This window comes from Desulforegulaceae bacterium, assembly GCA_034006035.1.
Taxonomy (GTDB): domain Bacteria; phylum Desulfobacterota; class Desulfobacteria; order Desulfobacterales; family JACKCP01; genus JACKCP01.
On the sequence record JAVETN010000002.1, the window covers coordinates 206,509 to 219,415 of the forward strand.

The window sequence follows — 12,907 nt, forward strand, 5'->3', positions numbered from 1 at the left end:
TCTAAGCCTCATTTGAATTTAATTCTTTGACGGTAAGCAGTTTTTCCCTATAGTATTCATATTGATTTTGCCTTGCTTCTATTTCTGCTGGTAGACCTATGGAGATGTCATTAACTAGGGCATCGAACTTGTCTAGGATAGATACTATACGTTCTTGTTCGGCTAGGGGAGGTATAGGGATTTTATATTCAAGTAATCTATCTCTACTTAATCTTGTAACTTTTGCACCATGTGCATACCTTTCTTTATATCTACTAAAATCAGTAGTTTTTAATAAGTAAGTTATATATTTAGTATTTTGATTATGTCTAAATGCAAACATATCTCCACTTATACAAACATCATCTCCAAACCATCCCAACGGGGTACAAATATCTTCTATGTTTTCACTCACTCCAGAAATAAGCACATCTCCTTTTTGTGCTTTTCTAAGTTTTTTAGAATGTTCTTTTGTTACAAAAGAGATAGTTTCATCTGCAAAAGTACCATAATAAGTATATATTTGACCATAATGAATACAGGGCACCCCTTCAGCCCTAAAGTGTTTCTTCTGTAACCCACTACCTCTTATTAATTCTCCTACCTCCCCTAAAGTCTTCCATTCCACCTCATCTCCAAAGGTCAATAACTCATCCCTATAATATTCATATTGTTTTTTCCTTGCTGTAAGCTCTGCTGTAAGCTCTGCTGTAAGCTCTGTGAAATTGTCCAGAATACGGACAATTTCTTCTTGGACAGGGAGTGGGGGTAGGGGGATAGAAAAGTTTCCTAACCATGTAGTACTAAGATTTTTTTGGCCTCCACCTGTTGAATTCCTCATAGCTATATTTTCAAAGGAATCCTGGTCAAAAAAGTGAAACAAAAATCTATTTAAAACTTTTTCTTCATTCACTTTTATACATACTACTCTTTGATTCAAAGCTGCCGGAAGATGTTTGTTTAATATCATTGCAATTCTTCCAACATTTCCAGTTAAGGACATAACTAAGTCATTTTCTTTCAACAAATATCTTTGGATATCTTCAATACTATCTTCAGAGTAAAATTTTAAATCTTTATTAGAAATACTTCCCTTTTGTACATCAGATATTCTTATTACTCTAATACCTTCTTTACTGTATCTATTACTTTTAAATGCATATCCATTTAATAATTGAGATATGTTTTTAAGTTCCACATACTCCACCCCATGTGGACAAAGTTCTTCTATTAATTTATCTAGCCTAGCCATCTATTCCACCTCAATTTCTGCTACTATCTCATCTATGGCCTTCCTTAGTTCGTCTTGTCTAGTAACGATTTCTTTTATTTCCTTATTGAGAACCCTTATATCTATCTTTTCCCTTGTATCCTCTATCTCCACATATGTAGAAACTGATAAGTTGTAATCTTCTTTCGCTATTTCATCATTAGGAACTAACTTAGACACATATTGAATTTCTTCCTTGCCCTTGTATATATCCAAGATTGTTTCTATGTTTTCATCAGTTAACTTATTGTTATTAGTAACTTTTATAGCCTCTTTAGATGCATCAATAAAAAGAGTTGAGTTTTCTGATTTAGACTTCCTAAGTACCATAATACAAGTAGCTATAGAAGTTCCAAAAAATAGATTATCTGAAAGTTGAATAATCGCATCTACATAGTTATTATCTATTAAATATTTTCTTATTTTCTGCTCTGCTCCGCTTCTATATAAGACCCCTGGGAAACATACAATAGAAGCAGTTCCATTTGTTGACAACCAAGCTAATGAATGCATTATAAAGGCTAAATCTGCCCTTGATTTTGGTGCTAAAACCCCTGCCGGTGAAAATCTAGGGTCATTTATCAAAATAGGATTTGCATCTCCATCCCATTTAGTGGAATAGGGAGGATTAGATACAATTACTTCAAATGGTTCATCATCCCAGTGCTGAGGATCTTTTAAAGTATCTGCATTGGCAATATCAAATTTATCAAAGCCTACATCATGCAAAAACATATTTATCCTGCATAAATTGTAAGTTGTCATATTAATTTCTTGCCCAAAAAAACCTTGCCTTATATTGTTTTTTCCTAAAATTTTAGCAGATTGTAAAAGCAGGGAACCAGATCCGCAGGCAGGGTCATAAACTTTATTTACTTCTGTTTTTCCAACCAGGGCTATTTTGGTTAAAAGCTCTGATACTTCTTGAGGGGTAAAATATTCTCCACCAGATCTTCCAGCATTAGAAGCATACATAGACATTAAGTATTCATAAGCATCACCAAAGGCATCTATTGTATTATCCTGGTAAGATCCCAGTTTCATTTCTGCTACTGAATTTATAAGTTTAACTAGTTTTTCATTTCTTCTTACTACTGAACTACCTAATTTATTAGAGTTTACATCTAAATCATCAAAAAGACCTTTAAAATTAACTTCACTTTCTGTTCCCTTTGTGGAAGCTTCTATGTTTTTAAAGATAGCTTCAAGAGTTTCGTTAAGGTTGTCATCACCCTCTGCCCTATCTTTTAAATTTTCAAAAAGCTCGCTTGGCAGTATAAAGAAGCCCTTAGTTTTTACCAGATCTTCTCTAGCAGATTCAGCATCTTCATCAGATAATCTTGCATAATCAAAGTCTTTAAATCCTGCTTCATGCTCTCCTTTATTTATGTATGAAGTAATATTTTCTGAGATATATCTATAAAAGAGCATACCTAAAACATATTGTTTAAAATCCCAACCATCTACACTACCCCTTAAATCATTGGCCATACTCCAGATGGTGCGGTGTAATTCTGCTCTTTCTTGTTCTTTTCTGTTTCCCATGGATCTTTCTCCTCTTTTTCAACCAATCTTTAGAAAATCAGGATACACTATAACTGAATTGGACCAATATCCCTAGCAAAGAAAGCAAAACGGCATAGCCGCTACAACGACTATGCCGAATTTTTTAAGAAATTATAAATCCCTATGGTAAAGGGCAGGTTAACCACCCTTTTTAAAGTTTTTTAAATTTCAGAATTTTACAAAATATGATTAATTACTTTTTTTTCATTGCTATTCTTATACAAATAGCAGCTCCGCCCCAAGTAACCCCAAGACCGAAAATCATCATCAATACTGCTGAAAACTCCATTATATTCTCCTTAAAATTAATTGTTTTTAGTAACGGAATGAAGAAGTACTCCAACCACAAAAACACCTATAACAACAGCCCATCCGTACATAAGAAGAGCTTCAAAAGGATAACCTTCATAGGGTTTTGTAAGATCGTTTACAAGGTTCATTACTCCCATATACCCAAGAACTATTGGAGTTACAGCCATCAGGCAGAAATTCCACCATTTGCCAACTGTAAAATCTGAAATGGCGTTTACATGCTCTCTTACAGACTCAAGCCTAAAAAGCCATCCAATAAAAAGGATTTCAATTATACCGGCAAAAACGATTCCAAAGTTATTGATAAAATGGTCTGTGATATCAAGTACATAAAGACCACCTTGGGTCATAAGAATTATACTTGAAAGAAATCCTATAAAAACATAGCCTGTAACTGCTGTTTTTCTTGTAACATAAAACTTGTCCATTATAGCCGAACAACAGGCCTCAGAAATTGAAATCATTGAAGAAAGACCTGCAAAGACTATACAGGTAAAGAAAAGCGGCCCAAAAAGCCATGGAGCCGGAAGAAGGTTGATTGCTTTTGGAATTGTAACAAAAGCAAGACCAACACCTGCACCAGCAACATCTTCAATTCCAACCCCTTCTTTTGCAGCCATATAACCTAAAATACCAAAAACCATAATACCTGCAAGCATACTGAATCCACAGTTTATAAAAGCTGTCATCATTCCATTGTTATTTATATCAGAATCTTCTGGAAGATAGCTTGAATAAGTAACCATGATTGCAAAACAAATACTCAGGGTAAAGAAAATCTGACCATAGGCAGCAACCCAAACTTTAGGTTCAAAAATTTTGCTAAAATCTGGCTTAAAAAGATAATTAAGTCCGGTTAAGGCTCCGTCAAGAGTTACAGCACGAAACATTAAAAGAAGGATAAGAACAAAAAGAATAGGCATGAAAATTTTATTTGCAGCTTCAATACCTCTTTTAACTCCGCTGAAAAGAACAAACCAGCAAACAAGCCACATAGCCGTAGTTGCAATAAAAACAGGCCATACTATCCCACCGATATTCATGGCTGAATCAGACAGGTTTAAAAAATCTCCAAAGAAAAAGCCTTTTGTATCTTCTCCCCAGGACTGGGTAAAAGAAAATCTTAAATAATTGACCCCCCAGCCTATTATGACCACATAATAAACTGAAATAACAAAAGAGATCAAAACCTGCCACCATCCCAACCATTCCCATTTGGGATTAATTAATGAGAAAGTTTTTGGAGCAGCACCATGATACTTATGACCAAGGCCAAATTCCATTATTATAATAGGAATACCTGCTGTTATAAGTGCAAAAAAATAAGGTATAAGAAATGCACCACCGCCATTGTCATAAACCATGTAAGGAAATCTCCAGATATTGCCGAGTCCTATGGCTGACCCGACGGCTGCCAGAATAAAACCTGTTCTGGTGCCCCAATTTTCTCTTTTAGCCATAACTACCTCTCCTCCCCGGTGCTTAAAAGTTTAGTTATAAAAAATTCATTAATATATCGCCATATCGTTAGCAAAAGACTTAAAAGACTTCAACATTATATTTTACCAGCCGCCCGGATAGAACTTCAGTTAATCCCAATTTTTCAGCCAATCACCAACCAAATAATTTTTCTTTATTTCCACCCCTCTGAACCTTTGTTTTCCAAATCAAACCTAATAAATCTATAAATTGAGTCTTTGAATGGAATAATTTCAGTTTTCATTGTTTTTTCATATTCTTCAGGGCTTGGTATTTCTCCAAGAATTGAAATAACAGCCCCAAGTTCTGCAGAACCCAGGAAAACTTTAGTGTTATCCCCCATTCTATTGGGAAAGTTTCTTGTTGAAGTTGAAAAAACAACAGAGCCTGGATCAACCCTTGCCTGGTTTCCCATGCAAAGCGAACATCCTGGAATTTCAATTCTTGCCCCTGCTTTTCCCAAAATACTATAAACCCCTTCATTTCTTAAAATATCTTTATCCATTTCAGTGGGAGGACAAACCCAGAGTTTTGATTTTGCTGTCTTTCCTTCAACTATTTTTGCAAGAGCTCTGAAATGACCTATATGAGTCATACAGGAACCAATAAATACTTCGTCTATTTTTGTGCCTGAAAGCTCTGACAAAAGTTTTACATCGTCTGGATCATTTGGACAGGCAAGAACAGGTTCATTAAGCTCATCAAGATTTATCTCAAGCTTTTCTATAAAATCAGCATCTTTATCGCGCCTTAAAAGACTTTTATTTTCAACCCAGGCTTCCATTTCCTTGGATCTTTGAATAAGAGCTGACTTGTCCATATATCCCCTGTCTGCAAGCTCTCTTAAAAAACAAATATTTGATTCAAGAAACTCTGTAACCATTTCTTCTGAAAGTTTTATTGTTGCAGCAGCAGCTGATCTTTCAGCAGAAGCATCAGTAAGTTCGTAAGCCTCATCTACACTAAGTTCTTCTGTTCCTTCCATTTCTAAAATTCTTCCGGAAAATATATTTTTCTTTCCTTCTTTTTCAATGGTGAGCAGCCCTTTTTTAATTGCAAAATAAGGAATTGAATTGACCAGATCCCTAATTGTTAAATACTCTTTTCTTTTTCCCTTAAAACTTACAAGAACAGATTCTGGAACATCAAGGGGCATTTTTCCCATGGCAGCTGCAAAAGCTACAAGTCCTGACCCTGCAGGAAAACTTATTCCAAAGGGAAATCTTGTGTGTGAATCTCCTCCTGTACCAACAGTGTCTGGCAAAATCATTCTATTAAGCCATGAATGGATAATTCCGTCTCCGGGTTTTAAGGCAATCCCCTTTCTTTCAATCATAAAATCTGCCAGGGAAGAATGCATTTCAATATCAGAAAGCCTTGGATAAGCAGCTGTATGACAAAACGACTGCATTACTAGTCCTGCTGAAAACTTCATACATGAAAGCTCCATAAGCTCATCTTTTGTCATTGGTCCTGTGGTATCCTGGGAACCAACGGTTGCAGTGGAAGGTTCACAATATTCACCAGGTCTTACCCCTTTTTTTCCACAGGCATTTCCAATTATTTTCTGTGCAAGGGTAAAACCTTTGCCAGTATCTTCAGGCATTGGAGGGTTTCTGAAAAAATCAGCAAAACCTTCTCCAAGAAATTTTCTTGATTTGTCTGTAAGTGTTTTACCTACTATGAGAGGAATTCTTCCCCCTGCCCTGTATGAATCAAAAAGAACTTTATTTTTAATTTCAAATTCAGAAACAACTTCCAAAGTTTTGCCGTTTAAAATTTTGCCTTCAAAAGGCTTTAAAATAAGATGGTCTCCATTTTTTATTTTTTTAACATCAGCTTCAACAGGAAAAGCCCCTGAATCTTCCATTGTATTATAAAAAATAGGGGCAATTTTTTCTCCTATTACAAATCCGCCTTTTCTTTTATTGGGAACAAAGGGAATGTCTTCTCCAATATGCCAGATAAGAGAATTACCTGCTGATTTTCTTGAAGATCCTGTTCCAACAATATCACCTACAAAGGCAAGAGGACGGCCTTTTTCTTTTAATTCTTCAATAATTTTTAAAGGTGAATCTATTCTTGACTGGAGCATTGAAAGGGCATGGAGGGGAATATCTGGCCTGCTCCAGGCTTCAGATGCAGGGGACAAATCATCTGTATTGATTTCTCCGTCAACCTTGAATGCTGTTAAATGAATTTCTTCAGGTATCTCTGATAAAAAATTAAACCAATGGGCATCAGCCCATGATCTTATAACTTTTTTTGCATTCTCATTGGTTTTTGAAAGCTTTGCTATGAGTTCAAATTTATCATAAACAAGAAGAGTTTTTCCCAAAGCTTTGGCAGAATTGTCACCAAGAGATCCATCTTCTAAAAGCTTGATCAAATAATCTAAAGCATAACCTCCCCTCATATTACCCAAAAGAAAGACAGCTCTTTTTGGGGTAATCAAGGGTGAAACAATGTTTTTGGTTGCAAGTTCATAAAGGATAGCTGCTTTTTCCAATGCTGCAGGATCAACTCCTGGAGACACTCTTTCTTCTATAAGACTTGTTACAAAGGCCTCTTGCCCCCGGGGCGGGTTTTTTATCAGGTCCAAAATCTTTTTCACCTGACTTCTATCAAGGGGTTTTGGTTCAATCCCCTGTTTTTTTCTGTCTTCCAAATGTTTTCTATACTCTTCAAGCATGGGACTTCCTTTCAAATTTTAAATTTTTTCAAGAACTTATATCTCTTTTTAACCAACAACATTATTTAAGTTCAAGGGTAAAATAACTTGACAAAAATCAATATCCTTTATAAGCAATTTCTATGTTTCTTCAACTAAATTGAACTAATGAAGTTGTCAAGAGGACAACTTCAAAGATATAAAATATTAAAGACAAGGAGCTTATTATGTCAAAACTGGTAGCACCACATGGTGGAAAAGGTCTTATTAACAAACTGCTTGAAGGTGCAGAAAAAGAAGCAGAGCTTAAAAAAGCAGAAGGTCTTAAAAAAATTGAAATGTCTTCAAGAGAAGAAGGCGACCTTATAATGATTGGTACAGGCGGTTTCAGTCCTCTTGAAGGTTTCATGACAAAAGCAGACTGGAAAGGCGTTTGTGAAAACTTCCTTCTTGCTGATGGTACATTCTGGCCTGTTCCTGTTACTCTTTCAGTTGATAAAGCTGACGCTGACGCAATCAAAGAAGGCGATGAAGTAGCTCTTGTTTCCCAGTCCGGTGAAGTTATGGGTACAATGAATGTTACTGAAAAGTTTGAAATGACAGAAGCTAACAAAAAGTGGGAATGTGAAAAAGTTTTCATGGGTACAGGTACAGCCAATGCTGACGAATTCTGGAAAATAGCTGAAGAAGATCACCCAGGTGTTCAGCAGGTAATGGCACAAAAAGATTTTAACATTGCAGGACCAATCAAGCTGGTTTCTGAAGGTGAATTCCCAACAAAGTACAAAGGTATTTACATGAGACCTGCCGAGTCAAGAGCTATTTTTGACGAAAAAGGCTGGGCAACAGTTGCAGCTCTTCAGCTTAGAAACCCAATGCATCGTTCACATGAATACCTTGCAAAAATTGGTATTGAAGTATGCGACGGTACTTTTATTCATTCTCTGGTAGGTAACCTTAAGCCTGGTGATATTCCTGCAGAAGTACGTGTTAAGTGTATTGACACCCTTGTTAAGCATCACTTTGTTGAAGAAAACGTTGTACAGGGCGGATATCCTCTGGACATGAGATATGCTGGACCTCGTGAAGCTCTTCTTCATGCTACTTTCCGTCAGAACTACGGTGTAAACAAAATGATTATCGGTCGTGACCATGCAGGCGTTGGCGACTTTTACGGTCTTTTTGAAGCTCAGGAAATTTTTGAAACAATACCTTATCCTGAAGAAGAAGGAAAAGCTCTTAAGTGCGAGCCTCTAAAAATTGACTGGACATTCTATTGTGAAAAATGTGATGGAATGGCTTCACTTAGAACATGCCCACATGATAAGCAGTACAGAGTTATTCTTTCAGGTACAATGCTTAGAAAAGGTCTTTCAGAAGGAACTCCAATTCCAGATCATTTTGGTCGTGATGAAGTTCTTGCTCTTCTTCGTGAGTACTATGAAGGTCTTACAGAAAAAGTTGAAATCAAGACCCATGGTGCTGCAAGCGGATCTAAGATGTAACAATTTTTTCTTTTTTTAAAAAGAGCCTAAAGGGGGAATTTTATTTCCCCCTTTTTTATTTCTCCTTTTACTTCCACTGATGAAAATCTTCAAAGCCTCTCAAACTTTCATACAAAGCAACACCAACAGATGTTGAAAGATTTAAAGATCTTATAGAATTTTTTACTGGAATATAATAAGTACTTTCCTGGTATTTTTCTATTATTGAATCCGGCAGCCCTTTTGTTTCAGACCCAAATACAAGAAAAAGTCTGTTAAGCTTTGGAATTTCAATATAATTTTTTTTACCCAGCTTTGAAAAAAACACAAGTTCTCCTTTTTCAGGTTTTGAGTTCTTTAAAAAATCTTGAAAATCATCCCAGACAAAAAGTTTTACATTTTTCCAATAATCAAGCCCTGCCCTTTTCAAATGCTTATCATCAAGCAAAAACCCAAGGGGTTTTACAAGATGAAGGCTGGTATCGGTTCCAAGGCAGGTTCTTCCTATATTTCCAGTATTCCAATGGACATCAGGACTTATAAGCACAATATTTCTTTCCATAATAAAAAACCTCTGATACTTTTTAAGTAAATTTAAAAAAAACGGAATCTATATAAATGATAATTGACTGTCACGCACATATTTTTCCTGAAAAAATAAAAAACAAAAGGGAAATTTTTTTTGAAAATGAAAAAGAATTTTCCTGGCTTTATAAAAATCCCAAATCAAAACTATCCACAGCTGAAGAACTTATAGAATCAATGGATAAAAACAAAATAGATAAAACCATTGTTTTTGGATTTCCATGGAACAATGAAGATAAATCAAAATTTCACAATGATTATGTTCTTGAAAAGTCAATTAAGTTTAAAAAAAGGCTTATTCCTTTTGCCTGCTTTAATCCTTCTAAAGACTATGCCTTAAAAGAAGCAAAAAGAGCTTTGAAAAACAAATTTAAAGGTTTTGGTGAACTTGGATTTTACACCAGGGATTTTGATTTTGAAATTATAAACAAACTCAAGCCCATAATGAAACTTGCACAAAAAAAATCCATACCAGTAATCTTTCATACAAATGAAGAGGCTGGTCATCAATATCCTGGCAAATCACCAATGACAATTTCAGGAATTTTAAACTTTATTGAAGAATTTAAAAAAAACAAAATAATTTTAGCCCATCTTGGAGGAGGAGTTTTGTTTTTCAATTTTTTAAAAACCCCTCCTTCAATGGAAAACATTCTTTTTGATACTGCAGCAATTCCATTTATCTACAAAAAAAATATCTATGAAATTTTAAGCTCTGATGAACTAAAAGATAAAATTGTTTTCGGTACAGACTGGCCTCTTATCTCACCTGAAAGATATTTTAAAGAAATAGAGGAAAATAACCTTGATAACTCATTTAAAACCAAACTTTATTGTGAAAATATAAGCCGTTTTTTAAACCTTGAATAAATTTATTTTTAAAAACTGATTTTTACATCTTCCCTGTGTAAAGGATCAATTTCCCACAAAACACTTTGGTCAAACTTAAAAGCAGAGCCCACCATAGTATCAGGAAATTTCTGAAGTTTTATATTATAAATAGTCACCACTTCATTATACATTTCTCTTCTGTCTGCAATTGAATCTTCAATTTCTGTTATTCTTGACTGAAGCCTTGCAAACATGCTGTCAGCCTTAAGTTCAGGGTATTGTTCAGCCACTGCAAAAAGTGATTTCAAAGCAGTTGTAAGTTCCCCCTGGTTTTCAAGAAACTTTTTTGAGTCTTTTGGGCTCCCAACCATATTTCTTGCCCTGATAACCCTTTCAAGAGTTTCTCTTTCATGGGTCATATAGCCTTTGCAGACTTCAACAAGCTTTGGAATTTCATCGTATCTTTGCTTGAGAAGAATATCTATATTGCTCCAGGTTTTATCAATATTGTTTTTCAGATGAATAAACCCATTGTAAGTAATAATTACAAAAAGAACCAAAATTGCCAAAAGAACAAAAATTCCCGCAATAACACCGACTCCGATTATAGACATAACTGATTTTCCCCTGTTTTCAATTTGTAAAAAACATTATACTTCCTCCAACAAATGCAAAAACAGCACCTGCCAGATTAACCCAGATATATAAATTAAATTTTTTCAAAATTTTATCTTCAAGTCTTGTTGGTGCAATAATCATGGGAAATCCTTTATATGGAGGATCCAAAACAATAAAAGATTCTTTTTTATTGCCAGACCCTGAAAGGAATTGCTTATAAGCTTTTTTATCAGCATCTGATATAGCTTTTTCCCATTCATGGGCATCAATTTTTCCATTTTTGTCAGTATCATAAAAAGAAAGAAGCTTTTCATTTTTTTTTATTTTTCTTAAAATTTCAAGACGGATTTTTTTTATTTCTGATTTATCCGAATTCAGTGGATATTCTGCCCAGCCAAGAATATAAAGAGGACTATTGTCAAGAATAACCTCTTCTTCCCATTTCTGCCCCATTGGAACCATAAACGAAATCCCCTGGGAATAAACTCCACCGGTATTTATATATGTCTCTTTTTTTAAAGGAAGCACCTGGGCTCCCTCGGGATAGACACAAACCCTTCCATAATCGTCTTCAAGGTAAAAAGGAGTGCTTCCTGACACAATGGTTTCATACCAGGTCCAGCCCGACTGATTGGCCTTGTTTGCTCTTTTGTATTTATTCACCTTATAATAAATGCAGGGAAGATTGGCACATGGTGATAAAAGATTGTATTTCCTTTTAGCTGTTCCCTTAAGTTCAACCATTCCCATTGAAGCAGAACGTATTTTACTTGTGGGTAAATCAGAAATAATATTTTTAAACTTAAGGTATTTAATAAACCCCAAAAGAAAGAGCGGGAAAATTACAAAAAGAAAAATCCCTTTAAAAATAAAAAATTCTGCAATTTTTTTAATCCCCGGAGAATTTAAAACCGATTCTAAGCCCTTTGTTTGAAAAAATATAAAAATAAAAATTCCGGTTATAATAAATACCATCAGTTTTTTTTTTAAACTTAAGCTTTTCCTTGATGGTATTTCAGGGGGAGAAGGAAGATTATTGTTTATATATGCTTTATTCAAGCTTGGCTCCTTGAGTTTTAACTTTTTGAATAATCCTAAAAATGATATTAAGTCATTGACCTTAATTTAAATTTCTGCTCAATTCAGTTTAAAATTAAAAATTTCAGGGGAATTATAAATGGAAATCAAAATAGGAACAAGAAAAAGTAAGCTTGCTATGTGGCAGGCAAAATATATCCAGGAACTTTTAGCCAAAAACAATATTAAATCAAAACTTTTCCCAATTGAAACAAAAGGGGATAAAATCCTTGATAGATCAATTGCAAAGATAGGAAGTAAGGGAGTTTTCACTGAAGAGCTTGAAGAAAAACTTTTGAATCTTGAAATTGATATAGCAGTTCACAGTGCAAAAGATCTCCAGTCAAATCTTCCCAAAGACTTTGAAATCATAGCTTTTACTGAAAGGGAAGAAGCAAATGATGTAATCGTTTCAAGAAAACCTCTTAATCCCGAAGATAAAAATTCATCCTTTGTGCTTGGAACCTCGTCTGTAAGGCGAACTTCCCTTATTAAACACTTTTTTCCCCATTTAAAACTTACAGATATGAGGGGAAATCTTCAGACAAGAATTAAAAAAATGGACAATAAAGATTGCGACGGTCTTGTTCTTGCCAAGGCAGGGGTTTTAAGAATGGGCTATGATGACCTGATTGTTTATGAATTTGATCCTGAAGTTTTCATTCCTCCTGTGGGACAGGGATGCCTTGCCATTGAAGCTTCAAAAAACCTTCCTTTGGAAATAAAAAACAAATTAAGAAAGGCTTTGAACTCAGAAACAACTGAAAAAATACTTTTAGGTGAAAGACAATTTTTAAATATTCTTGAAGGAGGATGCAGCATCCCAGCCTTTTGCCACGGAATTCTAAAAAACAATAAAGTATGTCTTAAAGGAGGAATAGTTTCCACTGATGGACAAACAATTGTTTTAAATGATTTTGAATCAGAAAATCCCCAGGAAGCCGGAACAAAACTTGCCTCCTATGTTCTTGAAAATGGGGGAAGAGAAATTTTAAAAAGTTTAAAAAGTTTAAAAAACAATTAATAATCTTATGG

The 12,907-nt window shown here is 34.8% G+C and carries 11 protein-coding genes; 3 read left to right on the forward strand and 8 right to left on the reverse strand.

Annotated features, from left to right (window positions below; genetic code table 11):
- Window position 1: 1 nt before the first annotated feature.
- The 5 genes from RBR53_02875 to RBR53_02895 all read right to left on the reverse strand — a co-directional run bounded on the left by RBR53_02875 (window position 2) and on the right by RBR53_02895 (window position 7,298).
- Window positions 2-1,231 (reverse strand): restriction endonuclease subunit S, encoded by a 1,230-nt coding sequence (locus RBR53_02875; GenBank protein ID MDY0131589.1) that lies wholly within the window; start codon window positions 1,229-1,231, stop codon window positions 2-4.
- Window positions 1,232-2,794, reverse strand: a complete 1,563-nt coding sequence (locus tag RBR53_02880; protein MDY0131590.1) for a type I restriction-modification system subunit M — start codon at window positions 2,792-2,794, stop codon at window positions 1,232-1,234. It lies immediately after the preceding gene.
- Between the two features lie 214 nt (window positions 2,795-3,008).
- The gene (locus RBR53_02885) at window positions 3,009-3,104 is read right to left on the reverse strand and encodes a MetS family NSS transporter small subunit (protein MDY0131591.1); all 96 of its coding nucleotides are present in this window, start codon (window positions 3,102-3,104) and stop codon (window positions 3,009-3,011) included.
- A 16-nt stretch (window positions 3,105-3,120) separates the two neighbouring features.
- Complete coding sequence (locus tag RBR53_02890; protein ID MDY0131592.1) at window positions 3,121-4,587, reverse strand: sodium-dependent transporter; 1,467 nt, start codon at window positions 4,585-4,587, stop codon at window positions 3,121-3,123.
- 173 nt (window positions 4,588-4,760) lie between these two features.
- Window positions 4,761-7,298, reverse strand: coding sequence for a bifunctional aconitate hydratase 2/2-methylisocitrate dehydratase (locus tag RBR53_02895; GenBank protein MDY0131593.1), 2,538 nt, complete (start codon window positions 7,296-7,298; stop codon window positions 4,761-4,763).
- A 206-nt stretch (window positions 7,299-7,504) separates the two neighbouring features.
- Here RBR53_02895 and sat point away from each other — a divergent pair, with 206 nt between their 5' ends.
- The gene (gene sat / locus RBR53_02900) at window positions 7,505-8,782 is read left to right on the forward strand and encodes a sulfate adenylyltransferase (GenBank protein ID MDY0131594.1); all 1,278 of its coding nucleotides are present in this window, start codon (window positions 7,505-7,507) and stop codon (window positions 8,780-8,782) included.
- A gap of 67 nt (window positions 8,783-8,849) precedes the next feature.
- Here the strand turns inward: sat and RBR53_02905 are convergent, their stop codons facing one another.
- Complete coding sequence (locus tag RBR53_02905) at window positions 8,850-9,323, reverse strand: tRNA (cytidine(34)-2'-O)-methyltransferase (GenBank protein MDY0131595.1); 474 nt, start codon at window positions 9,321-9,323, stop codon at window positions 8,850-8,852.
- A gap of 56 nt (window positions 9,324-9,379) precedes the next feature.
- On the opposite strand from RBR53_02905, the gene RBR53_02910 reads away from it, so the two are divergent.
- Complete coding sequence (locus RBR53_02910; protein MDY0131596.1) at window positions 9,380-10,216, forward strand: TatD family hydrolase; 837 nt, start codon at window positions 9,380-9,382, stop codon at window positions 10,214-10,216.
- Window positions 10,217-10,224: 8 nt separating this feature from the next.
- On the opposite strand, the gene RBR53_02915 is transcribed toward RBR53_02910, so the two are convergent.
- Both RBR53_02915 and RBR53_02920 read right to left on the reverse strand, forming a co-directional pair.
- Complete coding sequence (locus RBR53_02915) at window positions 10,225-10,791, reverse strand: LemA family protein (GenBank protein ID MDY0131597.1); 567 nt, start codon at window positions 10,789-10,791, stop codon at window positions 10,225-10,227.
- 19 nt (window positions 10,792-10,810) lie between these two features.
- Window positions 10,811-11,854 (reverse strand): GIDE domain-containing protein, encoded by a 1,044-nt coding sequence (locus RBR53_02920; GenBank protein ID MDY0131598.1) that lies wholly within the window; start codon window positions 11,852-11,854, stop codon window positions 10,811-10,813.
- 118 nt (window positions 11,855-11,972) lie between these two features.
- Between RBR53_02920 and hemC the strand changes: the two genes are divergently transcribed.
- The gene (gene hemC / locus RBR53_02925) at window positions 11,973-12,896 is read left to right on the forward strand and encodes a hydroxymethylbilane synthase (protein ID MDY0131599.1); all 924 of its coding nucleotides are present in this window, start codon (window positions 11,973-11,975) and stop codon (window positions 12,894-12,896) included.
- Window positions 12,897-12,907 lie beyond the last annotated feature (11 nt).

Coding starts and splice junctions, on each gene's coding strand:
- RBR53_02875 (MDY0131589.1), bottom strand. CDS start 1,231: ATGGCTAGGCTAGATAAATTAATAGAAGAACTTTGTCCACATGGGGTG.
- RBR53_02880 (MDY0131590.1), bottom strand. CDS start 2,794: ATGGGAAACAGAAAAGAACAAGAAAGAGCAGAATTACACCGCACCATC.
- RBR53_02885 (MDY0131591.1), bottom strand. CDS start 3,104: ATGGAGTTTTCAGCAGTATTGATGATGATTTTCGGTCTTGGGGTTACT.
- RBR53_02890 (MDY0131592.1), bottom strand. CDS start 4,587: ATGGCTAAAAGAGAAAATTGGGGCACCAGAACAGGTTTTATTCTGGCA.
- RBR53_02895 (MDY0131593.1), bottom strand. CDS start 7,298: ATGCTTGAAGAGTATAGAAAACATTTGGAAGACAGAAAAAAACAGGGG.
- sat (MDY0131594.1), top strand. CDS start 7,505: ATGTCAAAACTGGTAGCACCACATGGTGGAAAAGGTCTTATTAACAAA.
- RBR53_02905 (MDY0131595.1), bottom strand. CDS start 9,323: ATGGAAAGAAATATTGTGCTTATAAGTCCTGATGTCCATTGGAATACT.
- RBR53_02910 (MDY0131596.1), top strand. CDS start 9,380: ATGATAATTGACTGTCACGCACATATTTTTCCTGAAAAAATAAAAAAC.
- RBR53_02915 (MDY0131597.1), bottom strand. CDS start 10,791: ATGTCTATAATCGGAGTCGGTGTTATTGCGGGAATTTTTGTTCTTTTG.
- hemC (MDY0131599.1), top strand. CDS start 11,973: ATGGAAATCAAAATAGGAACAAGAAAAAGTAAGCTTGCTATGTGGCAG.